This is a genomic window from Salmonella sp. 3C (assembly GCF_025426275.1).
GTDB classification, from domain to species: domain Bacteria; phylum Pseudomonadota; class Gammaproteobacteria; order Enterobacterales; family Enterobacteriaceae; genus Salmonella; species Salmonella enterica.
This window is the reverse complement of record NZ_CP104858.1, coordinates 1,092,332-1,114,342: the sequence shown is the minus strand read 5'-3', so window position 1 is coordinate 1,114,342 and position 22,011 is coordinate 1,092,332. Positions and strand designations below refer to the sequence as shown.

Annotated in this window: 21 protein-coding genes and 2 pseudogenes; 4 read left to right on the top strand and 19 right to left on the bottom strand. The window is 52.5% G+C overall.

What is annotated here, in order from left to right; translation table 11 throughout:
* Nucleotides 1-74: 74 nt before the first annotated feature.
* Nucleotides 75-239, bottom strand: a complete 165-nt coding sequence (locus N7E69_RS05285; RefSeq protein WP_000039327.1) for a hypothetical protein — start codon at nucleotides 237-239, stop codon at nucleotides 75-77.
* A 23-nt stretch (nucleotides 240-262) separates the two neighbouring features.
* On the bottom strand, nucleotides 263-964 hold the full coding sequence (locus N7E69_RS05280; protein ID WP_000633552.1) for a pirin family protein: 702 nt from the start codon (nucleotides 962-964) through the stop codon (nucleotides 263-265).
* Between the two features lie 104 nt (nucleotides 965-1,068).
* Here N7E69_RS05280 and yhaJ point away from each other — a divergent pair, with 104 nt between their 5' ends.
* Nucleotides 1,069-1,965: a DNA-binding transcriptional regulator YhaJ gene (gene yhaJ / locus N7E69_RS05275; protein ID WP_001041023.1), complete on the top strand. Its 897-nt coding sequence runs from the start codon at nucleotides 1,069-1,071 to the stop codon at nucleotides 1,963-1,965.
* A gap of 38 nt (nucleotides 1,966-2,003) precedes the next feature.
* On the opposite strand, the gene N7E69_RS05270 is transcribed toward yhaJ, so the two are convergent.
* From N7E69_RS05270 to N7E69_RS05205, 14 genes and pseudogenes are all read right to left on the bottom strand, one after another.
* Nucleotides 2,004-2,369 carry a DUF805 domain-containing protein gene (locus N7E69_RS05270; protein ID WP_000384137.1) on the bottom strand — a complete coding sequence of 122 codons (366 nt, stop codon included), beginning with the start codon at nucleotides 2,367-2,369 and terminating at the stop codon, nucleotides 2,004-2,006.
* A 123-nt stretch (nucleotides 2,370-2,492) separates the two neighbouring features.
* Nucleotides 2,493-3,478 (bottom strand): annotated as a pseudogene (locus N7E69_RS05265) (glutathione S-transferase family protein).
* A 67-nt stretch (nucleotides 3,479-3,545) separates the two neighbouring features.
* Nucleotides 3,546-3,938 (bottom strand): DoxX family protein, encoded by a 393-nt coding sequence (locus N7E69_RS05260; RefSeq protein WP_001675506.1) that lies wholly within the window; start codon nucleotides 3,936-3,938, stop codon nucleotides 3,546-3,548.
* 247 nt (nucleotides 3,939-4,185) lie between these two features.
* A complete protein-coding gene (locus N7E69_RS05255) occupies nucleotides 4,186-4,485 on the bottom strand; it encodes a YqjK-like family protein (protein WP_000095496.1) in 300 nt (99 codons plus the stop codon).
* Entirely contained in the window at nucleotides 4,482-4,880 is a 399-nt protein-coding gene (locus N7E69_RS05250; protein WP_000785626.1) for a phage holin family protein, read from the bottom strand. Before N7E69_RS05250 ends, N7E69_RS05255 begins: the two co-directional genes overlap by 4 nt.
* Before the next feature lie 2 nt (nucleotides 4,881-4,882).
* Nucleotides 4,883-5,188, bottom strand: coding sequence for a YqjD family protein (locus N7E69_RS05245; protein WP_000031219.1), 306 nt, complete (start codon nucleotides 5,186-5,188; stop codon nucleotides 4,883-4,885).
* A 41-nt stretch (nucleotides 5,189-5,229) separates the two neighbouring features.
* A complete protein-coding gene (locus N7E69_RS05240) occupies nucleotides 5,230-5,598 on the bottom strand; it encodes a DUF1090 domain-containing protein (protein WP_000877297.1) in 369 nt (122 codons plus the stop codon).
* Between the two features lie 144 nt (nucleotides 5,599-5,742).
* Complete coding sequence (gene mzrA, locus N7E69_RS05235; RefSeq protein WP_000917516.1) at nucleotides 5,743-6,126, bottom strand: EnvZ/OmpR regulon moderator MzrA; 384 nt, start codon at nucleotides 6,124-6,126, stop codon at nucleotides 5,743-5,745.
* Nucleotides 6,127-6,129: 3 nt separating this feature from the next.
* On the bottom strand, nucleotides 6,130-6,792 hold the full coding sequence (gene yqjA / locus N7E69_RS05230) for a DedA family general envelope maintenance protein YqjA (RefSeq protein ID WP_000422141.1): 663 nt from the start codon (nucleotides 6,790-6,792) through the stop codon (nucleotides 6,130-6,132).
* Between the two features lie 449 nt (nucleotides 6,793-7,241).
* On the bottom strand, nucleotides 7,242-8,486 hold the full coding sequence (gene sstT / locus N7E69_RS05225) for a serine/threonine transporter SstT (protein ID WP_000235358.1): 1,245 nt from the start codon (nucleotides 8,484-8,486) through the stop codon (nucleotides 7,242-7,244).
* Between the two features lie 254 nt (nucleotides 8,487-8,740).
* Nucleotides 8,741-9,709 carry a TerC family protein gene (locus N7E69_RS05220; protein ID WP_001098833.1) on the bottom strand — a complete coding sequence of 323 codons (969 nt, stop codon included), beginning with the start codon at nucleotides 9,707-9,709 and terminating at the stop codon, nucleotides 8,741-8,743.
* A gap of 272 nt (nucleotides 9,710-9,981) precedes the next feature.
* On the bottom strand, nucleotides 9,982-10,980 hold the full coding sequence (locus tag N7E69_RS05215; protein ID WP_000617684.1) for a Gfo/Idh/MocA family protein: 999 nt from the start codon (nucleotides 10,978-10,980) through the stop codon (nucleotides 9,982-9,984).
* An 88-nt stretch (nucleotides 10,981-11,068) separates the two neighbouring features.
* On the bottom strand, nucleotides 11,069-11,761 hold the full coding sequence (locus N7E69_RS05210; RefSeq protein WP_000951045.1) for a vancomycin high temperature exclusion protein: 693 nt from the start codon (nucleotides 11,759-11,761) through the stop codon (nucleotides 11,069-11,071).
* Nucleotides 11,762-11,912: 151 nt separating this feature from the next.
* Nucleotides 11,913-12,410, bottom strand: coding sequence for a M48 family metallopeptidase (locus N7E69_RS05205; RefSeq protein ID WP_000202966.1), 498 nt, complete (start codon nucleotides 12,408-12,410; stop codon nucleotides 11,913-11,915).
* A gap of 85 nt (nucleotides 12,411-12,495) precedes the next feature.
* Between N7E69_RS05205 and rlmG the strand changes: the two genes are divergently transcribed.
* Nucleotides 12,496-13,632: a 23S rRNA (guanine(1835)-N(2))-methyltransferase RlmG gene (gene rlmG / locus N7E69_RS05200; RefSeq protein ID WP_000019988.1), complete on the top strand. Its 1,137-nt coding sequence runs from the start codon at nucleotides 12,496-12,498 to the stop codon at nucleotides 13,630-13,632.
* 80 nt (nucleotides 13,633-13,712) lie between these two features.
* Here rlmG and N7E69_RS05195 read toward each other — a convergent pair whose 3' ends face one another.
* Both N7E69_RS05195 and ygjG read right to left on the bottom strand, forming a co-directional pair.
* The gene (locus N7E69_RS05195; RefSeq protein WP_000121528.1) at nucleotides 13,713-15,731 is read right to left on the bottom strand and encodes an NADPH-dependent 2,4-dienoyl-CoA reductase; all 2,019 of its coding nucleotides are present in this window, start codon (nucleotides 15,729-15,731) and stop codon (nucleotides 13,713-13,715) included.
* A gap of 170 nt (nucleotides 15,732-15,901) precedes the next feature.
* Nucleotides 15,902-17,276, bottom strand: a pseudogene (gene ygjG, locus N7E69_RS05190) (putrescine aminotransferase).
* Nucleotides 17,277-17,704: 428 nt separating this feature from the next.
* On the opposite strand from ygjG, the gene N7E69_RS05185 reads away from it, so the two are divergent.
* Both N7E69_RS05185 and N7E69_RS05180 read left to right on the top strand, forming a co-directional pair.
* Entirely contained in the window at nucleotides 17,705-19,225 is a 1,521-nt protein-coding gene (locus N7E69_RS05185; RefSeq protein ID WP_000094642.1) for a PAS domain-containing methyl-accepting chemotaxis protein, read from the top strand.
* Between the two features lie 387 nt (nucleotides 19,226-19,612).
* Complete coding sequence (locus N7E69_RS05180) at nucleotides 19,613-21,181, top strand: methyl-accepting chemotaxis protein (RefSeq protein ID WP_000478462.1); 1,569 nt, start codon at nucleotides 19,613-19,615, stop codon at nucleotides 21,179-21,181.
* Here the strand turns inward: N7E69_RS05180 and N7E69_RS05175 are convergent.
* Nucleotides 21,178-21,825 carry a PadR family transcriptional regulator gene (locus tag N7E69_RS05175; RefSeq protein ID WP_000983441.1) on the bottom strand — a complete coding sequence of 216 codons (648 nt, stop codon included), beginning with the start codon at nucleotides 21,823-21,825 and terminating at the stop codon, nucleotides 21,178-21,180. The two genes, N7E69_RS05180 and N7E69_RS05175, sit on opposite strands and share 4 nt — an antisense overlap.
* Nucleotides 21,826-22,011 lie beyond the last annotated feature (186 nt).

Here is a 22,011-nt window from a genome sequence, read left to right as displayed (position 1 = left end):
CCGATGGCGCTGCGCTTATCGGGTCTACCCGTTATCAGCCGGATCGGGCGCTTGCGCCGCCATCCGGCATGATTTCAGGCTGCGGCCTCTTCTTCTGCCAGCCGGGCTTCGGCGTCCGCCACGATGGCTTCCAGTTCGGTTAGCATCTCTTCATAGCCCAGCGGCACAGTGGCGCTCATCGTCTCCTGTACGGCAGGTTTTACCACGGGCTGACGTTTCTTCGCCGATTTTTTGCTCATCTTGCGACTCCTTTTCTGGCTGGCTACACCGGTAAATCTACCAGTAATGCGCGCAGCGGCGTATCGGCAACCAGCGTAATGTTAGGTTCATCACGAATAAATGCGCCATCTCCGCAGGTTAACGCCTCGCGTTCTTCGTTGTGCGTCATCGCGTGGAACGTACCGTGAATCGACTGCAAATAGGCGCGCGGCCCGTGAAGCTGGAAGTTAAGCGATTCGCCTTTCTCCAGCGTAATATGATGTACCCAGACCTGTTGGCGCAGTTGTAAGCTGTTTTGCTCACCGTCGGGCGAGGCAAGAAGCTGTTGTTGCGCCGTCGAGAGTGGGATTTTTTGTACCAGCGCGTTTTCCCGTTCAGGACAGGCGTCAAGCCACAGTTGCATTCGGGTTAACGGCTTAACTTTGCTGAGATTATGTTCGCTGTAGCTAATGCCCGGCTGCGCGGCGAGCAGCAACGCTTCGCCCGCTTTAGCCTGTACATGGTTGCCGTCGCTGTCGCGGTATTCCGCTTCGCCGTCCAGAATCAGGTTTAAAATATCCACCTTTGGATAAGTTCGAGGCTGAAAAGAGGCGCCCGGCGCCAGCACTTCCTGGTTCAGTACGCGCAACGACGCGTAGCCCAGCAGTGTAGGGTCGAAATAGTGTCCAAAGGAGAAGGTATAGCGGGCCTGTAGCCATCCGTAGTCTGCCTGTCCACATTGTTTGGCGGTTCGGGTCGTAATCATCGTTATTAACCTCTCTTTACTTCCTTTTATGTTAAGGGGCTGGACGCTGCATTGTTAGCCAGATATTCTGCCCGGTATGTTCAAATTTCCTGAATGAGAACGTTATGGCTAAAGAGAGAGCGCTGACGCTTGAAGCATTGCGTGTGATGGACGCCATTGACCGCCGGGGCAGTTTTGCCGCAGCGGCTGATGAGTTGGGGCGGGTGCCCTCCGCGCTGAGTTACACCATGCAGAAGCTGGAAGAAGAGTTGGACGTTGTACTGTTCGATCGCTCCGGCCATCGTACAAAATTCACCAACGTCGGACGTATGCTGCTGGAACGCGGGCGGGTATTGCTGGAAGCGGCAGACAAGTTAACGACGGATGCTGAAGCGTTGGCCCGCGGTTGGGAAACGCATCTGACGCTGGTCACTGAAGCTCTGGTACCGACGCCTGCTTTTTTTCCGCTGATCGACCGGCTGGCCGCTAAAGCCAATACGCAGCTTTCATTGATTACCGAAGTACTGGCTGGCGCATGGGAGCGGCTTGAGCAGGGACGGGCGGATATCGTTATCGCCCCGGATATGCATTTTCGATCGTCGTCGGAAATTAACTCCCGTAAGTTGTATTCGTTAATGAATGTGTATGTCGCCGCGCCTGACCACCCTATTCATCAGGAGCCGGAGCCGCTTTCGGAAGTGACGCGGGTTAAATACCGCGGCGTAGCGGTAGCGGATACCGCGCGCGAGCGGCCGGTATTAACGGTGCAACTGCTGGATAAGCAGCCACGTCTGACGGTAAGCACGATTGAAGATAAACGTCAGGCGCTGCTGGCCGGGCTTGGCGTCGCGACTATGCCATATTCGATGGTGGAACAGGATATTGCCGAAGGGCGGCTACGCGTGGTCAGCCCGGAATCGACCAGCGAAATCGATATTATTATGGCCTGGCGGCGCGACAGTATGGGGGAGGCAAAAGCCTGGTGCCTGCGGGAAATACCTAAGCTATTCGCCGGAAAATAAATAGCGCGCGGCGCTTTAAAAGCGGCGCCGCGCCGCCATCAGGAAAAACGTTTCGGATCGGGGCCGAAGCGGTTGTCGCCCGGCGTACCATTCTGGCAGTTGAACGCGATGATGATAAGCCAGCCGATAATGGGGATAAGTAGCAACAGTAGCCACCATGCGGAGCGGTCAGTGTCATGCAGACGACGGAACTGCACGGCCCACCACGGTAAAAAGATCAGAACGCCGTAAATGGTGGTCAGAACGCCTTCACCCCCGGCGCGTTGCCAGCCAAGCATGGCGTCCAGCAGGCCCAACACAAAGGTAAAGATGATATTGACCAGAATAAACATCCAGTACTCTTTGCGTCGCGCGTGGCCGCCAAATCCCAGATAATTTTTTAAAACCTTTAAATACCAATCCATTTTCGCCTCAATAATGGTTCAATCACTTGTTTTTAAAGTAATCAAACTAAGAATAGCCGCGAATGAAATGTTGGTAAATATTTGTGGTATTTATTAATAAGGCGTCCCGGAGGACGCCTGAAATTAGCCAAAGCGTACGTCGCGCCCGTGAGGTTCGAGCAGATCCTGCCACGGTCCGATGGAAATGATACCCGTGGGGTTAATCGTTTTATGGCTACGGAAATAGTGGTGACGAATATGGTCAAGATTAACGGTTTCAGCAATGCCCGGTATTTGATAGATATCGCGCAGGAAACCGTACAGATTCAGGTAGTCGCTGATTCGGTATTTGTCGCATTTGAAATGAGTCACGTAAACCGGATCAAAGCGTACCAGGGTCGTCCATAAGCGGATATCCGCCTCGGTCAACTGGTCGCTCGTCAGATAGCGGTGCTGTCCGAGAATCTGCTCCAGGCGCGCCAGCGCAGTAAACACCTTTTCTACCGCTTCATCATACGCTTGCTGGCTGGTGGCGAAGCCTGCTTTATAAACGCCGTTATTAACGTTGTCATAAATCCAGCCGTTTAACTCGTCAATTTTGCTTTGCAGCGCGGGGGGATAGTAATCCCCGGCTTTAGCGCCCAGCCCATCGAAGGCGGAGTTAAACATACGAATGATTTCGGCGGACTCGTTGCTGACGATAGTATGATTTTTTTATCCCATAAGACCGGTACGGTGACGCGGCCGCTGTAGTGTGGATCGGCGTGCAGATACAACTGGTAGAGAAATTCATGCTGATAGAGGGTATCGCCGGTGGCCGCCGGAAAAGTATCATCAAACGTCCAGCCGTTTTCCAGCATCAATGGATTCACGACGGAAACCGGAATAAACGGCTCCAGACCTTTCAGTTTACGGAAAATGAGCGTGCGATGCGCCCAGGGGCAGGCAAGGGAAACGTACAGATGGTAACGATCTTTTTCTGCGGCGAATCCGCCTTCGCCGGAAGGTCCGGGCGCGCCGTCAGCGGTAAGCCAGTTGCGGAAAGCCGACGCTGAACGCTGAAATTTCCCCCCGGAAGATTTGGTGTCATACCAGGTGTCGTGCCAGACGCCATCGATCAGTTGTCCCATGTCTCTCTCCTTCAGATGACAAAAGCGAGGCGCTATTCCCTCGCTTTTTTAATTGAGTATAGATTGCTTACCACTTTTTATTCAGCAGACGGCCAAGGCTGAACGCGCCAGGCCCGGTTAACGCCAGTAATAAGAATCCGCCGGCAATGGTCAGGTTTTTCATAAACATCAGCGAGTTTACACCTTCTGCAAAATTGCTATGGAAGATCAATGCCGTCAGCAACGTAAAACCAGCGGTAAAAAGCGCAGTGGTGCGGGTGAGGAACCCCAGCAGAATCGCCAGACCGCCGCCGAACTCAAGCAGTATGGTGAGCGGCAGCAGGAATCCTGGTACGCCCATCGCTTCCATATACTGCTGTGTGCCCGCATAGCCGCTAATTTTTCCCCATCCTGCGGTAATAAACAGAACTGGCATTAAAATACGCGCTATCAGTACACCAACATCTTCTAATTTTTTCATTTTATTCTCCAGGGGGCCGATTCGGCGGCTGCTGCTATTTTCATGAGCAATGACGCGGTTTGGCGCGTCATTGTTATCGCTGGAGAGAATCATAAACGTGGCATACAGAAATTGTTAGCAAGGAAAATTGCCAAATTTTTTCAAAAAATTTGAGTGATTGGTAAAGAGACTATATGCATAAAAGTATCGCGCCACCAGGTGTAATCGGGTGATAACCTGATGGCGCGATGCTATAAAAGAAAAGATATTAACCGCGGAGCTGTTGTTGACGGAGGGTAGTTTTTACCAGGCGCCAGGCGCTCCAGATACCCAGGCCGCGTTTCGCCCAGCGTACCAACATATTAGGATGACGGATGGTCCAGATGGCCATTACGCTGCTACCGACCAGCGCCCAGGAGCGCAGGCTTAACACCGTATTCCAGCCGCGATCGTACGCGCCGGTGGTCTCCAGCCAGTCGCGACGGCTGGCGGACAGATCCAGCCGTTGCTGCTGGATCTGACTGAGAAGCAGCGCTTTACGTTTTTCGCGTTCGCCTTTGCTGCTCACGACTGATCGTCCTCCAGAATTTGCCGATCGTTAGCCAGTTCGTGCCGCGTATGGCGCAATAGCGTGGACTGACGCGCTTTGCGCAAAGTCCAGATGCCGCCGATTAGCGCAAGCACTAACAGCACAACAGTGGTAGCGATCATCGCGTTCAAACGGTACTGAGGATCGATAGCCCAGATGACCAGAACCATCAGGCTCATTAAGCCAAACGCCGCGAAGAGCATGGTAAGACCTACCATCAGCAAAAGCTGAAAGAGGTTCGCCTTCTCTTCTTCCAGTTCTACTACCGCCAGTCGCAGCCGGGTTTCCACCATCTCAACGATAATGGTGACAATCCGCTGCCCGATACCCAGTACGCTTTTGCCTGGTCCTTGTGCCTGTCGAGAGTCCGCCATAATTAACGACGCGTCAGCAGTACGCCCAACACCAGACCGACAGCGGCGCCAATGCCTACGCCTGTCCAGGGATTTTCGCGCACATAATCATCGGCGCGGGCGGCGGCGACGCGAGTCTGTTTGGCAATCACATCACCCGTTTCGCCCAGGCGGTAACGGCTCTCTTTCAGCGCGCGCTCGGCTTTGCTACGAATCTTACTCAACTCTTCTTTCGACTTTTCGCCCGAAGAGCTCAGCACTTCTTCAAGCGTATCGGTCAGGGATTTCAACTCAGCGCGCAGATGTTCCGTAGTGTTATCTTTCGACATAGTTTTCTCCAGGTGAGTGAGTATTTACATTCGGCGTTAATTTAGTAGTCTCTGGCCTCAAGTTTTTTTAGCTCATCCTGAGCCTCGGCCAGCTTACGTTCACGTTTGTCTATTTTATCCGCATCGCCTTTTGCTTTTGCCTCGGCTAAATCACGTTGGCGTTCGGCTACCTCTTCTTTTTGCTCAGCGATCTTTTTCTGATGCTCGGCGCGCAGCTTGCTGTCAGTACAATTGGCGCGTACTTCGCTGAGCGCCTTGTTCAGACCCTCAATACGGCGCTGATTGTTGTGCTTTTCAGCGTAGCTAATTTCCTTTTGTATATCCTGCTCTTTTTCCTGACAAAGCGAATTAGCGTAGCTACCGGCGCTAAGTGTAAAAAGCGTGATAGCCAAAGCGATGCGGTATTTCATTCCTGAACTTTCCCTTATGTTCGGACCCGTTGTCCGGGGCGGTGATCCCGATAATAACGCGGTGGGTTAAACACCGCTTTATTAATCATAGTCATTAAACAATGAAATCACCAAAGTGAGTGATATGATTCGGATTCCTGGAGATTAGCCAAAGCGGTGTGAGCTTTCCCGTAAGCGGGACAGCCACTGTACCGTTTCGTTGTCATCGTCCTGCTGAGCGACGACATAACCGTGTGGTAACGTTTGATCAAGCACTGTTTTTGCTGCGGCGCTTTGCGCAGGGGAATCGAAGGTAATGAGCAACATGTCATTTTTAGGCGTAATGCTTTTAAAATGAATGCCGTTCGCATCCAGATGATGCAGAACTGAGAAGCCGTCTGGCATACTGGCGCCCTGGTTAACCGCGCGAATGGCCAGCGTCGACTCTTGCTGACGCAGCGTTGACCACGTCATCATGAGTATGGTCAGCATCAGTAGAAAAGCGCTGATCCAAATGAGTTGTCGGGCAGTTATGCGTGGTTTAAGCATAAGTTATCCCCGGCTCCCATACTTCTTTTTCCACAGCATGACCAGTGAACCCGCCAGGCCAAAAAAGAGCAGCACCACGGGCAGCAGCATCAGGCATGACATTAACTGATCTTCATATTTCATAAAGACGGGCGTTTTGCCCAGCAGATAGCCCAGCGACGTCAGGATAAGCACCCACAACAAGCCGCTCATCCAGTTGAAGAACTGAAAGCGCGCGTTATTCAGGCCGGATATGCCGGCAATGGTGGGCAGCAGTGTTCTGACAAACGCGATAAAACGGCCTATCAATAATGCCGACAGGCCGTGTTTATGGAAAAGGTGATGGGCGCGTTGATGATAATGTGCGGGGAGATGAGAGAGCCAGTTTTGCACGGTGCGGGTATTCCCCAGCCAGCGGCCCTGAATATAGCTCACCCAGCAACCCAGGCTGGCCGCGACGGTAAGCAGCAAAATGGTTTGTGGAAAACCCATCGCGCCTTTGGCGATCAGCACGCCGACCAGGATCAACAGGCTGTCGCCAGGCAAAAAGGCGGCAGGGAGCAGCCCATTTTCCAGAAACAAAATCATAAATAACACAAAATATAACATGCCAATCATGGAAGGATTGGCCAGTGTTTCAAAGTCCTGAGCCCACAGGGCATTCAGCAATTGAGTCAGTAGTTCCATTCAGTATTCCTGGAGAATCGGTTAACGTCACGCCGGTGATCTGAGGTTTGCACTGCCGCAACAGAGTTGGAGTTTTTATCAGCGTTGCGGAAACGGCAAATTCGCGGCCTGAACTATTCCTTGTTAAATTGTGAAGTAAGCAAGCACTAACACACAAAAATTCAAAATGCATCTAATTGTAACAAAGGTCAACGAAGTCCGTTATAGAAATTACGCGTCGTTGAGCTTTGATTTTGCTTATCGCAAGGGAGGGTGGCGAGAGGATTTACACAGGCTGACACTTTATACTTTACGCTGACCGAGCGCCGTGGCAGACGCCATCTACATATAACGTTACGCGAGGATGTTGCGCGTGAACATCAATTCGCTTTCCATCACAGCCTATGGATTGGGAGATTCAGATCTATCGTTACGCCGGATGGCATACGCCATCCGGCATCGATAATCACTTAGCTACGCAAGGCGTTATTCGCCAGACGTTCGTCCTCTGCCTGGCAGGCTGCCGCAGTGAACAGAACATCGGTAGACGAGTTCAGCGCCGTTTCACACGAATCCTGCAATACGCCGATAATAAAGCCGACCGCTACTACCTGCATCGCGATATCGTTCGGGATGCCAAACATGTTGCACGCCAGCGGGATCAGCAGCAATGAACCGCCTGCCACGCCGGAGGCGCCGCAAGCACACAGCGAGGCCACCACGCTCAGCAGCAGCGCTGTAGGCAGATCCACCGGGACGCCTAACGTATGGACTGCCGCCAACGTCAGAACCGTAATGGTAATTGCCGCGCCGGCCATATTGATAGTGGCGCCCAGCGGAATGGAAACGGAGTAAGTATCCCTGTCCAGATTCAGCTTTTCGCACAGCGCCATATTCACTGGAATATTGGCGGCAGAGCTGCGGGTAAAGAAGGCATAAACGCCGCTTTCACGCAGGCAGGCGAACACCAGCGGATAAGGGTTGCGACGAATTTTCCAGAATACCAACAGCGGGTTGACCACCAGCGCGACCAGCAGCATACAGCCAATCAAGACGACCAGCAGGTGCGCATAACCCCACAGGGTAGAGAAGCCGGTGGTTGCAAGCGTTGATGAAACCAGACCAAAAATACCGACTGGCGCGAAACGGATCACCAGTTTCACCATAAAGGTCACGGCGTTAGACATATCGTTCACGAGGTTTTTGGTGGTTTCATTGCCATGACGCAGGGCAAATCCCAGACCGACGGCCCACACCAGAATCCCGATATAGTTAGCGTTCAGCAGCGCGTCGATGGGGTTCGACACCATGCTCATCAGCAGACCGCGCAAGACTTCTACAATGCCGGACGGCGGCACGATATCCTGGGCGCTACTGGACAGATGCAGCGTTGAAGGGAAGGCGAAGCTGAACACAACGGCCGCCAGCGCGGCTGAAAAGGTGCCTAGCAGGTAAAGAAAGAGAATAGGGCGAATATTGGTTTTTTGGCCGTGCTGGTGGTTGGCGATCGAGGCCATTACCAGCATCAGCACCAGAACGGGGGCGACCGCTTTTAAGGCGCCGACGAACAGGGTGCCAAGCAAGCCAACCGCTTCTGCCGCAGGCTTAGAAATCCATGCCAGTAAAATCCCCAGTATCAGACCCACTAAAATTTGTTTAACCAGACTGCCTTGCGCTAAACGCTGCAGTAGCCCTGATGCTCGTTGCGTAGCCATTTCATGTTCCTTGTATTGTGTTGCTGGTCATCCCCTGCACGCTCTTACGGCGCATATTTCAGGATGTAACAAAGTGTTTGCCTGGTTGAGTATAAGGAAAGTTGAAGGTTCGGGAAGCGAAATATCCTGGATTTTTTGCTGTGATCATGTTTTATAACTTTATATTAACAGTATTGTGACATGTTAAACAAAAACGCCCGGCAGGTGTGCGCTGCCGGGCGTTTTTGATGGGGCAGGTTTACCCCGATAAAAGATTATTGCGCTCGTAGTTTCTTATCGCGCTGATGGTTAACCCAGGCGTTAATCACCAGCGTAATGGTCAGAATGCCAAACACTACGCCCAGCGAAATCGCGATAGGAATATGGTAGAAGTCGACGATCAGCATCTTAATGCCGATAAAGACCAGAATGACCGCCAGACCATATTTCAGCATCGAGAAGCGTTCCGCCACGCCGGACAGCAGGAAGTACATCGCGCGCAGTCCTAAGATGGCAAACAGGTTAGAGGTCAGTACGATGAACGGGTCGGTGGTGACCGCAAAGATCGCCGGAATACTGTCAACGGCGAAGATCACATCGCTGAACTCAACCATAATCAGCACCAGCAGCAGCGGCGTGGCATACAGCAGGCCGTTTTTACGTACGAAAAAGTGCTCGTTCTCGATCGTATCGGTCATGCGCAGATGCCCGCGCAGCCAACGCACCATCGGTTTTTCGCCAATGCCGGATTCATCTTCCTTCGCCAGCGCCATTTTTACGCCGGTAAACAGCAGGAAGGCGCCGAACACATACAGCAGCCATTCGAACTGAGTGATAAGCCAGGTACCGGCGAAAATCATGATAGTACGCAACACGATCGCGCCAAGAACCCCATACACCAGCACCCGGCGTTGCAGAGCCGGAGGGACGGAGAAATAGCTAAACAGCATCAGCCAGACAAAGACGTTATCTACGGCCAGCGACTTCTCAATCAGATAGCCGGTAAGGAACGCCAATGCCTGCGGGTCAGCAACTTCGCGCCCTTGCGTTTCAGCCAGATACCACCAGAAAGCGGCGTTAAACAGTAGCGAGAGCGTTACCCACAGGATTGACCATCCTGCCGCTTGTTTCATCGACATCGCATGTGCGCCACGGCGTCCCTGCAACAACAGGTCGATGGATAGCATTATCACCACAACAACCGCGAATCCACCCCATAATAATGGCGTACCAACAGTATTCATTATTTCTCCCTATGCAAAAAAAAAAAACGGCTAACGCCGAATGGCATTAGCCGTTGCTTTTATGCATAGACCTTGCCATTCGGCAAGGTCTCACTTACAACAATAAAGGAATACGCTGACGCATTCCTTTATGGCTGCCCGGTGACCGGATGTGGTTTTGCACACATCGTAATGACGATCGACCGGCAATGAAGTTACTCCCCTTTGCGCGTAACAAAGTATGACAGGCCACGCGTAGAGTCAATGGCCTGTAACATATGATTTACATAATTTTACGCAGTAAGGGGATGAGTCAGATCGTCCGCCGGGAAGATGACCCCGGTTTGACGGCGTATTTCTGTCAGCCATTTTGCCGTGGCGCGACTTAGCGACAACCCCGGATGTTCCACGGCATGGTTTTCAATAAGCTGGGCAAACGCCCCGGCTTCATACAGCATGGTATTAATATGCTGAGGCTGGGTCAGATCCTGCATCAGCGCGCTGCGCGGCGCAAAACACACTTTCTGGCATTCCGACAGCTTTTCAATGACCAGCGATCCCCTCTCGCCCTGAATTTCACTGGCCAGTACCGAGTCGCTGACTTTGGAATGCTGTAGCGTGACGCTAAAATCGCCGTAATCCATAACCACGACGCCGTGTGCATCTACTCCGCTTTCCAATAAATTCGCCGACGCCTGAACGCTGCGCGGCTCGCCCCATAGCGCGATCGCCGACGCCAGACAGTAATACCCGATATCCATAATCGAACCATTGGAGAAGGCCGGATTAAACGTATTCGGATTTTCACCGTTCAGATAGCGCTGATAACGTGAAGAGTACTGGCAGTAATTTAGGAATGCTTTGTGCATTCTGCCGATTTTCGGCAACGATTCCCGCAGCAGCAGGAAGTTGGGCAGGCAGGCGGTTTTAAAGGCTTCAAACAGTACCCGCTGATTATCGCGCGCGCAGGCGATAGCGGCATCAACCTCCGCCAGGTTAGAAGCCAGCGGCTTTTCGCACATGACATGTTTTTTATGCTGCAAAAAGCGCTGCGTCTGGGAGAAATGCAGGGAATTCGGGCTGGCGATATAAACCGCCTCAATCGCGTCGCTTTGCGCCATCGCTTCCAGCGAGGTAAACAGATGCTCGACGGGATAATCATTTGCGAAAGACTGCGCCTGTTCAAGACTACGGGAGTAAACGGCGGCGAGCCTGAATTTGCCGGTTTCATGGGCGGCGTCGACAAACTGGCGCGTGATCCAGTTAGTCCCAATTACAGCGAAACGTATCATAAACGTCAGCGGACTCCAGAAAGGGATTTTTCGTCAATGTAGCACGCCTTTCCGCCCTTGCCAGTGCGCTGCGACGCACTCTGGCATTTTACTGGCGAGAAGGGCACCCGTGTGCGCTATCAGCCCCAATAGTGACGCCAGCGCCCAGATATTTAGGCTGACGGTGCAAAATTTTGGCATCCAGCACCGCGCTAACCCGCGCCAGCTTTTCCCGAAGTCGTGTGTAGGTTCCGTGCCTTTTATTCAGATCCGGCGCGTTAACGCCGATAGCGTCTATGCCATATTGTTGCGCCAGCCAGATCGCCCGTTGATTATGGAATGCTTGCGAGATAATCGTAATGCGGCTTTCGCCAAACACTTTCCGGGCGCGAACTACGGAGTCCAGCGTGGAGAATCCGGCATAATCACAAAAAATGGCCGCTTCCGGCACACCTTTCGCTATCAGCGCCTGCTGCATCGCCGAAGGTTCATCGTACTCTTTTTTGCCATTGTCGCCGCTGACTAACAGCCACTTCACTTTACCGGCGTGATACAACGCGGCGGCAGTATTAATCCGCCGGGTAAAATACCGATTGCCGGGTTTAGCGCCTAACACCAGCCCGACGTTGCGGGCGGGAACGGTCTGAATGTCATTCCATGTCAGATGCTGTGAGGCGTTGACGATAAGCCAGTTGGAATAGAAAAGCGCGACGCCTGCTGCGACAAGCAGAAAACACGCCACTGTTAACGCCCGGCGTGTAAAACAGAGGCGGCGGATAAAACGGGCACATTGTGAGAGCATGGTTGTTGCGCGGTTCCGTTGGCGGTGGATAAAAAATACCCTCTACAGATCGTCATCCTTGACGTGGCGGCAGGCAATGAGCGAAATGTGAACGCGCCGATTTTATGCCCACGCCGTTAAAAAGATACGGGGGAAGGGGCATTTTCAGAATTTATTGTGCCGACAGCGCCTGATGCGTCAGCCACAGTCGCGTATCAAACTCCAGTTGATGGTACTGCGGTTCCATATGGCAGCAGAGCTGATAAAACGCTTTGTTATGATCTTTCTCTTTCAGGTGTGCCAGTTCGTGAACCACAATCATCCGTAAGAATGGCTCCGGGGCGTTGCGAAACACGGTGGCGACGCGGATCTCCGCCTTTGCCTTGAGCTTGCCGCCCTGAACGCGCGAGACAGCGGTATGCAGTCCCAGCGCATTTTTCAGCACATGGATCTTGCTGTCATACATCACTTTATTGATGGGCGGCGCATTGCGCAGAAACTGACTTTTCAGTTCCTGAGTATAGTGATATAGCGCTTTGTCAGTAGCGTAATCATGCGCGCCGGGATAACGTTTTTCCAGCACTGCTCCCAGGCGCTGCTCGGCGATTAAGGCGCGCACCTGGGCAAGGAGATGTTCCGGATACCCCTGAAGGTAAGTTAGTGAGGTCATCAAAGCTCCATGTTGCTGATAAAAAGTGTATACTCACGCACCCTTTTCAGGGATAACGCCGCAATTTTACCATTCAGGAGGCCTAATGAGCCACGTAGACGACGGTTTCCGTTCACTGACGCTGAAACGTTTTCCGCAAACGGATGATGTTAACCCGCTTCTGGCGTGGGAGGCGGCCGATGAGTATCTGCTGCAACAGTTGGATGAGACGGAAATTCGCGGCCCGGTGCTGATCCTGAATGATACGTTTGGCGCGCTAAGCTGTGCGCTGGCGGAGCATTCGCCATACAGTATTGGCGATTCGTATTTAAGCGAACTGGGTACGCGAGAGAATTTACGCCATAACGGCATCGCGGAGTCCAGCGTAACGTTTCTCGACAGTACCGCTGACTACCCGCAGGCACCGGGCGTGGTATTGATTAAAGTACCGAAAACACTGGCGTTGCTGGAACAGCAGTTACGCGCTTTGCGTAAGGTCGTTACGGCGCAAACGCGTATTATCGCCGGCGCGAAAGCGCGTGATATTCATACCTCTACGCTGGAACTGTTTGAAAAAGTGCTGGGCCCAACCACGACGACGCTGGCGTGGAAGAAAGCGCGCCTGATTAACTGTACCTTCAGTCATCCGCAACTGGCCGACGCGCCGCAAACGCTAAGCTGGAAACTGGAAGATACAGGCTGGACGATTCACAACCACGCGAATGTGTTTTCTCGTACCGGATTGGATATCGGCGCGCGCTTCTTTATGCAGCATTTGCCGGAAAACCTCGACGGGGAGATTGTCGATCTCGGCTGCGGCAATGGGGTGATTGGCCTGAGCTTACTGGCGAAAAATCCGCAGGCGAACGTAGTATTTGTCGATGAATCGCCGATGGCGGTAGATTCCAGCCGTTTGAATGTAGAAACGAACCTGCCGGAAGCATTCGAACGCTGCGAATTTATGATCAACAACGCGCTCTCCGGCGTGGAGCCGTTCCGTTTTAACGCTGTGTTCTGCAACCCGCCGTTCCACCAGAAACATGCGCTGACGGATAATATCGCCTGGGAGATGTTCCATCATGCCCGCCGCTGCCTGAAAATCAACGGCGAACTGTATATTGTGGCGAACCGCCATCTGGACTATTTCCACAAGCTGAAGAAGATTTTCGGTAATTGCGCGACGATAGCAACCAACAATAAGTTTGTTATTTTGAAAGCGGTGAAGCAGGGACACCGTCGATAAGGCGCTCAAGCGTCATACCGGCCTATAAAACCGGTATGACGGCGTAAGCCCGATAAGCGCAGCGCCATCAGGTAAAGTCGTTAAATCTCCAGCGCCAGTCGGATGCCCTGGGCAATCGCCCGTCGGGCATCCAGCTCCATCGCGACATCGCATCCGCCGATAAGATGTACCGTTTTACCTGCGGCGCGTAACGGGTCCGCCAGCTCGCGGCGAGGTTCCTGTCCGGCGCAGATCACCACATGATCCACTTCCAGCAACTGCGGTTCGCCGCCGATCAAGAGATGTAATCCGTCGTCGTCGATCTTCTGGTAACTGACCGCCGGGATCATCTTCACGCCGCGCGCCAGTAACGTCGCGCGATGGATCCAGCCGGTGGTTTTACCTAACCCTTCGCCCGGCTTGCTGGCTTTGCGTTGCAGCATGACGATTTGCCGTGGACTACGTGCCAGGCGCGGGCCTTCCGGGCGCAGACCGCCTGCCTGTTGCAGGCTGGTATCAATTCCCCATTCCGTACAAAATTCAGCAATATTTTGGCTGGTGGATTCGCCATGCTGGCTCAGATACATGGCCGTGTCAAAACCGATCCCGCCGCAGCCAATGATCGCCACTCGCTTACCAACCGGCGCTTTATCGCGCAATACCTCCAGGTAGGTCAATACTTTTGGATGATCGATACCGTCTATCGGCGGGCGGCGCGGTACTATTCCGCAGGCGAGGATCGCTTCGTCAAACGGCTGAAGATCCTCTGCGTTCACCCGTTGGCTCAGTTTCAGCGTAACGCCAGTAACATCGATCATTCGACGGTAGTAGCGCAGCGTTTCGTAAAACTCCTCTTTACCCGGGATCTGCCTGGCGATAGTAAACTGGCCGCCAATTTCACTCTGGGCGTCAAACAGCGTGACATGATGGCCGCGCGACGCGGCGTTAATCGCGAAAGCCAGCCCCGCCGGGCCTGCGCCGACAACGGCCAGATTCTTTTTGCGTATGGCCGGCGCTATCGGCATGTGGGTTTCGTGACAGGCGCGTGGGTTCACCAGACAGGAGGTCACTTTGCCGATGAAGATCCGATCCAGACAGGCCTGATTACAGCCGATACAGGTGTTGATCTCATCTGCGCGTCCGGATTGCGCTTTAGTCAGGAATTCGGCATCGGCAAGGAAGGGACGCGCCATCGACACCATATCGGCATCGCCGCGCGTCAGGATCGTCTCGGCGACCTGCGGATCGTTAATGCGATTGGTCGCGATCAGCGGAACCGACACATGACCTTTGAGTTTCCGCGTCACCCAGCTAAAGGCGCCACGCGGTACTGGCGTGGCGATGGTCGGGATTCGCGCCTCATGCCAGCCAATGCCGGTATTAATTAGGCTTGCGCCTGCGGCTTCAATGGCTTGCGCCAGTTGTACCGTTTCGTCGAACGTGCCGCCATTTTCCACCAGATCGAGCATCGACAGGCGATAGATAATAATAAAGTCGTTCCCTACCCGCTGGCGTACCGCGCGTACTACCTCAACCGCGAAGCGCATACGGCTGGTATAGTCGCCGCCCCACTCGTCATCGCGATGGTTAGTTCGCCGGGTGAGAAATTCATTAATCAGATAGCCCTCTGATCCCATCACCTCTACGCCGTCGTAGCCTGCTTCCCGCGCCAGTTGCGCGCAATGCGCGAAGTCGTCGATTAACTGCAAGATTTCATCATGCGTCAGTTCATGCGGCATAAAGCGGTTGATTGGCGCCTGAATTGCCGACGGCGCGACCAGGTGCGGCTGATAGCTGTAACGTCCGGTGTGCAGAATTTGCAGCGCGATTTTACCGCCTTGCGCATGTACGGCATCGGTCACCACGCGGTGAGGCGTTAATTGGCTGGCGTCGTTCAGCATCGCGCCGCCGGTCATCACGACCCCGGAGGGAACGGGCGCAATACCGCCGGTGACGATTAACGCTACGCCGTGTCGCGCGCGCTCGGCATAAAATGCCGCCAGGCGCTCGGCGCCATCAGGATGTTCTTCCAGACCCGTGTGCATCGATCCCATCAGCACGCGGTTTCTGAGAGTAGTAAAGCCCAGATCGAGCGGGGCGAACAGCGATGGGTAGCTCATAAGCGTATCCAGTATGTAAAATTATTGTTATGTGGTCGGATGAGTTACTACTGTAGCCGTCGCGAGATAAAAGGGAAAAGGGGAATGTGGTGATTGTGATGGGATTCAAAAAAGAGGCCGCGACCCGGAGAAAACAGGCCGGATAAGCACAGCGCCATCCGGCATCGTTTTTAAACCTCTTCAACGCTCACCTGCATTGCCGCCAGCGCATTACGCGCTGATTTCAATACCTGTTCGCACAGTTCAATGGTTAGCGTGAGCGGTGGCTCGATACGAATTGTTTTCGCATTATTCAGCGTACCAGCGACCAGCACGCGTTGACGGAACATCTCACTGGCAAAACGGTAGCCCGTTTCGTTATCGACAAATTCAATGGCTATCAACATACCTTTGCCGCGCGCATCGTGTACCAGATTGGGATATTCACGCGCAAGTTGTCGAAAACCATCCAGGAGCGTATCGCCTTTTTGTTCCGCCTGGGCCGGGAGATTTTGCTCCAGCAGGACGTTAATGGTCGCCAGCGCGGCAGCACAAGCCAGCGGATTACCGCCAAAAGTGGTGGTATGCAGGAAGGGATTGTCGAACAGAACCGAAAACACCTCTTCAGTCGCGATGGTGGCGCCAATCGGCATCACGCCGCCGCCCAGGGCTTTCGCCAGACACAGAATATCAGGCTGCACATTTTCGTGCTCACAGGCAAACATCTTGCCGGTACGCCCCATGCCGGTTTGTACTTCATCCAGAATCATCAGCGCGCCGAATTCGTCACAGAGCTTACGTACCTCTGTCAGGTATCCCTGCGGCGGCAGGATCACGCCGCCTTCACCCTGAATAGGCTCCAGAATCACGGCTGCTATCTCGTCGCCCGTTTTTTTGCCTTCGCTAAATGCCATGCTCATCGCGTCGATATTGCCAAACGGCACATGGCGGAAGCCCGGCAGTAAAGGCATAAAGGGTCTGCGGAAGGTGGATTTGGCCGTGGCGGAGAGCGCGCCCAATGATTTGCCGTGAAATGCGCCGCTGGTGGCGATAAAGGTAAACTTGCCGCGTGGCGACTGATACGCTTTTGCCAGTTTTAGCGCCGCTTCGACGGATTCGGTGCCGCTGTTACAGAAAAAGCTGTACTTGAGTTTCCCCGGTGTCAGCGCCGCCAGCGTTTTTGCCAGCATCGCCCGCAAGGGGTCAAGTAACTCCTGGCTGTGGAGAGGTTGTTTTGCGAGTTGATTCTGGACGGCGGATACCACAACAGGATTACGGTGCCCCACGTTAAAGATGCCAAACAAGACAGTCGATAAACTCCTGCCCCTGGGTGTCGACAAGCGTATTCAAACTGCCCGCTTGCCACTCTACGGCTCCGTAATCCCCGCCGGCGGTAACAGATTTCCGGTATTCCAGAAATCCTGGATTTACATGCTCTTTAAAGTAGTCAATGACCTCTCGGTTTAGTGCTTTCATTTCCTCATGGTTTAGCGTTCGCTTCTCGATGAGATTCAGTGCGTGCGCGCTACAGGCCAAAGCCGATGCGCTGGAAGGTAACCTGTTCAAAATGAGCTCCAGAGGGCCGTGTATCACATGATACTGAATTAAGTATTGCAGGGATTAGCGGGGGTCTAAGCCCATAGTGAAAATCGGGATAAACACCAGGGATAATCACATTTACACAACATTTAATGTCATGCGTTAACAATTGGATGCATTTTGAGCAGATCTTGTTTTATGGTTTACGGTGTGTTGCGTTAGCAGCGGCGTGAGAAAAAGGTGAGCCAGGGCAGATTTTAAAGAAAAGGTTGTCCACGCTAAACAATTTCATAATGAAAATAAGGCGCAGGATGAGGTGAAAATCGTACAAATATTAAGGATTAATCGCAAATTGCGATCCAGAGCAATTTTAACAACTAAAGATAAATAGATTAGCGCCGAAATAACATCTGAGCGAAAAATTAACATCCAGATAACCTGCACAGGACGCTATCATGTCTTCTCATCCCTACGTCAGCCAGCTAAATACCCCGCTGGATGATGATACCACTCTGATGTCTACGACCGACCTGGAAAGCTATATCACTCACGCCAATGACACTTTTGTCCAGGTGAGCGGCTATCAGTTAAACGAGTTACTGGCGCAGCCACATAATCTGGTGCGTCATCCGGATATGCCGAAAGCTGCCTTCGCAGATATGTGGTACACCCTAAAACAGGGCGAACCGTGGAGCGGCATTGTGAAAAACCGGCGTAAAAACGGCGACCATTATTGGGTGAGGGCCAACGCGGTACCGATGATACGTGAAGGGCGTGTGACGGGATATATGTCGATCCGTACCCGCGCCACGGATGATGAGATTGCCGCCGTCGAGCCTTTATATCAGGCGCTAAATGAAGGGCGGTGTAGTAAACGTATTCATAAAGGCCTGGTGGTTCGTCAGGGCTTGCTGGGCAAACTGCCCGCTATGCCTGTTCGCTGGCGAGTGCGTAGTATTATGGGGCTAATGGCCGTAATGCTGGCGTTGGCGCTGTTCGGTACGGATGCCTCATGGCAGGCGTTGTTGTTGGGCGCGTTGGCGATGCTGGCAGGTACGGCGCTATTTGAATGGCAAATTGTGCGTCCCATTGAAAATGTGGCGACGCAGGCGCTGAAAGTGGCGACCGGCGAACGCAACAGCGTACAACACCTTAATCGTAGCGATGAGTTGGGGCTGATGCTGAGGGCCGTGGGGCAGCTTGGCTTGATGTGCCGCTGGCTGATCAATGACGTATCAAGTCAGGTTTCCAGCGTCAGAAACGGCAGTGAAAGGCTGGCGAAGGGTAACAATGATCTGAACGAACACACCCGTCAGACCGTGGAGAATGTTCAGGAAACGGTAACGACCATGAACCAGATGGCGGAGTCCGTGAAGCTCAATTCCGAGACGGCTTCCGCTGCGGATAAGCTTTCCATGGCGGCCAGTAGCGCGGCGACTCAGGGAGGTGAGGCGATGGATACGGTGATTAAAACGATGGATGATATCGCTCACAGTACGCAACGTATCGGGACGATCACCACGCTAATTAACGATATCGCTTTTCAGACGAATATCCTGGCGCTGAATGCGGCGGTAGAAGCGGCGAGAGCGGGCGAGCAGGGGAAAGGGTTTGCCGTGGTTGCTGGCGAGGTACGTCATCTTGCCAGCCGTAGCGCTAATGCGGCGAACGATATTCGTAAATTAATTGACGCCAGCGCAACAAAGGTGCAGTCAGGCTCCGAGCAGGTTCACGCCGCAGGCCGTACCATGGATGACATTGTAGCCCAGGTGCAAAATGTCACCCTGCTTATCGCACGGATCAGCCAGTCGACGCAGGAACAGACAGATGGGCTTTCCAGCCTGACTCGCGCCGTGGACGAGTTGAACCGCATAACCCAGAAGAATGCGGCGCTGGTGGAAGAGAGCGCACAAGTCTCCGCAATGGTAAAACACCGTGCCAGCCGGCTGGAGGATGCGGTCACGGTACTGCATTAAGTTTATTTGTAGGTAGCAACGGTAATGACATCCGCCCGGTAGCAATAAGCTTACCGGGCGGATGCGCTCTGATAGAAGGCGGTGCCTGCCATCATAGAGAGTACCAGTGGCCTGTGATGTTAAAAATAATGTGATATTTATTCCTTCTCCCTTTCCTGCCTATTAATAGGTATAAACTCAGTTAATAAATAAGAAATGGTTAACCTTTTAGCGTATTTCTTTCATTATTAGTGCCAATTTATGTCACTTTTGGTTCATCTTTCTGTGAACAATAAAAATTACTTACTAATAATGTTCAGAAATAAAAAGCGATCAATATCATAAAGTTAGTAACATTATTGCCGATAAATCTTCCTGTATGAGGATATGCAATCCCAGGGAGAAAATATGTTTTTGCATAACATTAAAATACGTTCAAAATTATTTATGGCCTTTGGCTTATTCATTGTTCTCATGGTGGTGAGTTCCGCTCTGTCTTTGTTTAGCCTTGATCGGGCTAATACGGGTATGCAGGACATTATTACCAATGATTATCCCACCACGGTAAAAGCCAATCTGTTAATCGATAATTTTAATGATTTCATCATCGCGCAGCAGCTCATGTTACTGGATGAAGAGGGGCGCTGGAGCCAGAGCTCGCAGAAAGAACTCAGTGAGATAAGCCAGCGCATTTCGGCGCTACTGGATGAGCTTTCCAGGGAAAATAGTCACGATGCGGATTCACAGAAAATCATTAATGAGATCCGTGAAGCGCGCCAGCAATACCTGGAGTCCAGATTCCGTATTTTGAAAGATATTCAAAGCAATAATCGTCAGGCGGCCATTCAGGAGATGATGACCAGAACGGTGCAGGTGCAAAAAGTCTATAAGGACAAAGTCCAGGAACTTATCGCTGTTCAGGACGCGCAGATGCATGAAGCGAGCGTGCAGGTCAAAGAGGATTTTAAAAATAATCGGACGCTGTTAATCACTTTGGCGCTGATAAGCATCGCCGCCGGAGGCGTAATGGGATGGTATATTGTGCGTTCTATTACCCGGCCGCTTGATGACGCAGTACGCTTTGCCGAGGCGATTGCCGATGGCGATCTGACTCGCCATATCACCACCGACTATAAAGATGAAACAGGCGTACTACTGCAAGCGTTAATGGCGATGAAAACGCGTCTACTGGATATCGTACAGGAAGTGCAAAACGGTTCGGAAAGTATCTCCACAGCGGCGGCGCAAATTGTCGCCGGTAACCAGGATTTGGCGGCGCGTACGGAAGAGCAGGCCAGCTCGGTTGAAGAAACGGCGGCGTCGATGGAACAGATTACCGCCACGGTTAAAAATACGGCTGACCATACCAGTGAAGCGACCAAACTCTCTGCCGGCGCCGCCAGCGTAGTGAAAAACAATGGGGAGATGATGAATCAAGTGACGCAGAAAATGCGCGTCATTAACGATACGGCAAATCGTATGTCGGATATCATCAATATCATTGATTCCATTGCCTTTCAGACCAATATTCTGGCGCTGAACGCGGCGGTTGAAGCGGCGCGCGCGGGCGAACATGGACGTGGTTTTGCCGTTGTCGCCGGAGAGGTTCGCCAGTTGGCGCAAAAGAGCGCCTCGTCAGCCAGTGAAATCCGTAATTTGATTGAAGATTCAACCAGTCAGACTCAGGAAGGGATGCACCTGGTGGAGAAAGCCAGCGCCCTGATTAATGGCATGGTGGATAACGTCGAAGAGATGGATGTGATATTACGTGAGATTGGGCAGGCCAGCCGCGAGCAAACTGACGGTATTTCGCAGATTAACAGCGCGATTGGCCTGATTGACGCCGCCACGCAACAAAACTCCTGCCTTGTGGAAGAGTCTGTTGCCGCCGCGGCGTCGCTGAACGAACAGGCGTTACATTTAAAAGAGCTGGTTAACGTGTTCCGCGTCCGCGAAGAGGACACGCAGCCCGCTTAATCCAGTTCGGCGATTTCCAGCGCCGCGCGATCAATCACGCCGATAATGCGTTTGATTTGCGCGTCGTTGATATCGCTGTGGTTTATCCGCAGATCCAGCACGGCCTTGAAGTTATCCAGCGCCCGCTTCATCTGCGGATTTTTACGTAACTCCATGCCCACACAACGGGCTTTTAGCCGCGCCTGAATATGCGTCAGGTGTTCGCGATTTTCATCAAGCCATTGCGCGCCGTTCGCGGTAATCGCGATTTTTTTCCGCCCGCCTTCTTCGTCGCTAATCGTGATAAATTGCTGATCCTGTAAAAAATCCAGCGTAGGGTAGATCACGCCAGCGCTTGGCGTATAGCCGCCCCCCGTCAGGTTTTCTATCGCTTTAATCAGTTCATAGCCGTGGCTGGCGTCCCGGGTCAGGATATCAAGAATGACCAGCCGAAGTTCCCCGTGGCCAAAAAATCGCTGACGTCGACCACCGCCCTGTCCATGACGACCACAGCCGTGTCCGTGACGGTGCTCGCCGCCGCAACTGGCGTTCTCATGCTGATGCGCGCTATGGCAGCCTTCATGCTGATGTTCTCGATCTTTGCAGCAACCATCGTGCATATGATCCCGGTTTTTGCAACACCCTTCATGTTGATTTTGCATCATTGCCTCCTGCTTATTTAGATATATCTAATTTATATCTAAATGATGGTTTTTAGCAAGGATAAAAGCGCTTGTTGATATAATCTATTAATTTATAACGTTTTATTTTGAAGTTGTGATTAGCGATGTGTTGCCAGAACACTATCAAAAAACAGTTGCATTTTTACTGATTAACAATCATTATCATTT

Excerpts from the sequence above, each read along its gene's own strand:
- N7E69_RS05215 (WP_000617684.1), bottom strand. The coding sequence starts at position 10,980 with ATGATACGTTTCGCTGTAATTGGGACTAACTGGATCACGCGCCAGTTT.
- N7E69_RS05245 (WP_000031219.1), bottom strand. The coding sequence starts at position 5,188 with ATGTCGAAAGATAACACTACGGAACATCTGCGCGCTGAGTTGAAATCC.
- sstT (WP_000235358.1), bottom strand. The coding sequence starts at position 8,486 with ATGGCTACGCAACGAGCATCAGGGCTACTGCAGCGTTTAGCGCAAGGC.
- N7E69_RS05285 (WP_000039327.1), bottom strand. The coding sequence starts at position 239 with ATGAGCAAAAAATCGGCGAAGAAACGTCAGCCCGTGGTAAAACCTGCC.
- yqjA (WP_000422141.1), bottom strand. The coding sequence starts at position 6,792 with ATGGAACTACTGACTCAATTGCTGAATGCCCTGTGGGCTCAGGACTTT.
- N7E69_RS05250 (WP_000785626.1), bottom strand. The coding sequence starts at position 4,880 with ATGGCGGACTCTCGACAGGCACAAGGACCAGGCAAAAGCGTACTGGGT.
- yhaJ (WP_001041023.1), top strand. The coding sequence starts at position 1,069 with ATGGCTAAAGAGAGAGCGCTGACGCTTGAAGCATTGCGTGTGATGGAC.
- N7E69_RS05205 (WP_000202966.1), bottom strand. The coding sequence starts at position 12,410 with ATGACCTCACTAACTTACCTTCAGGGGTATCCGGAACATCTCCTTGCC.
- N7E69_RS05270 (WP_000384137.1), bottom strand. The coding sequence starts at position 2,369 with ATGGATTGGTATTTAAAGGTTTTAAAAAATTATCTGGGATTTGGCGGC.
- N7E69_RS05260 (WP_001675506.1), bottom strand. The coding sequence starts at position 3,938 with ATGAAAAAATTAGAAGATGTTGGTGTACTGATAGCGCGTATTTTAATG.
- N7E69_RS05210 (WP_000951045.1), bottom strand. The coding sequence starts at position 11,761 with ATGCTCTCACAATGTGCCCGTTTTATCCGCCGCCTCTGTTTTACACGC.
- N7E69_RS05240 (WP_000877297.1), bottom strand. The coding sequence starts at position 5,598 with ATGAAATACCGCATCGCTTTGGCTATCACGCTTTTTACACTTAGCGCC.
- N7E69_RS05180 (WP_000478462.1), top strand. The coding sequence starts at position 19,613 with ATGTTTTTGCATAACATTAAAATACGTTCAAAATTATTTATGGCCTTT.
- N7E69_RS05280 (WP_000633552.1), bottom strand. The coding sequence starts at position 964 with ATGATTACGACCCGAACCGCCAAACAATGTGGACAGGCAGACTACGGA.
- N7E69_RS05195 (WP_000121528.1), bottom strand. The coding sequence starts at position 15,731 with ATGAGCTACCCATCGCTGTTCGCCCCGCTCGATCTGGGCTTTACTACT.
- N7E69_RS05175 (WP_000983441.1), bottom strand. The coding sequence starts at position 21,825 with ATGATGCAAAATCAACATGAAGGGTGTTGCAAAAACCGGGATCATATG.
- rlmG (WP_000019988.1), top strand. The coding sequence starts at position 12,496 with ATGAGCCACGTAGACGACGGTTTCCGTTCACTGACGCTGAAACGTTTT.
- N7E69_RS05185 (WP_000094642.1), top strand. The coding sequence starts at position 17,705 with ATGTCTTCTCATCCCTACGTCAGCCAGCTAAATACCCCGCTGGATGAT.
- N7E69_RS05220 (WP_001098833.1), bottom strand. The coding sequence starts at position 9,709 with ATGAATACTGTTGGTACGCCATTATTATGGGGTGGATTCGCGGTTGTT.
- mzrA (WP_000917516.1), bottom strand. The coding sequence starts at position 6,126 with ATGCTTAAACCACGCATAACTGCCCGACAACTCATTTGGATCAGCGCT.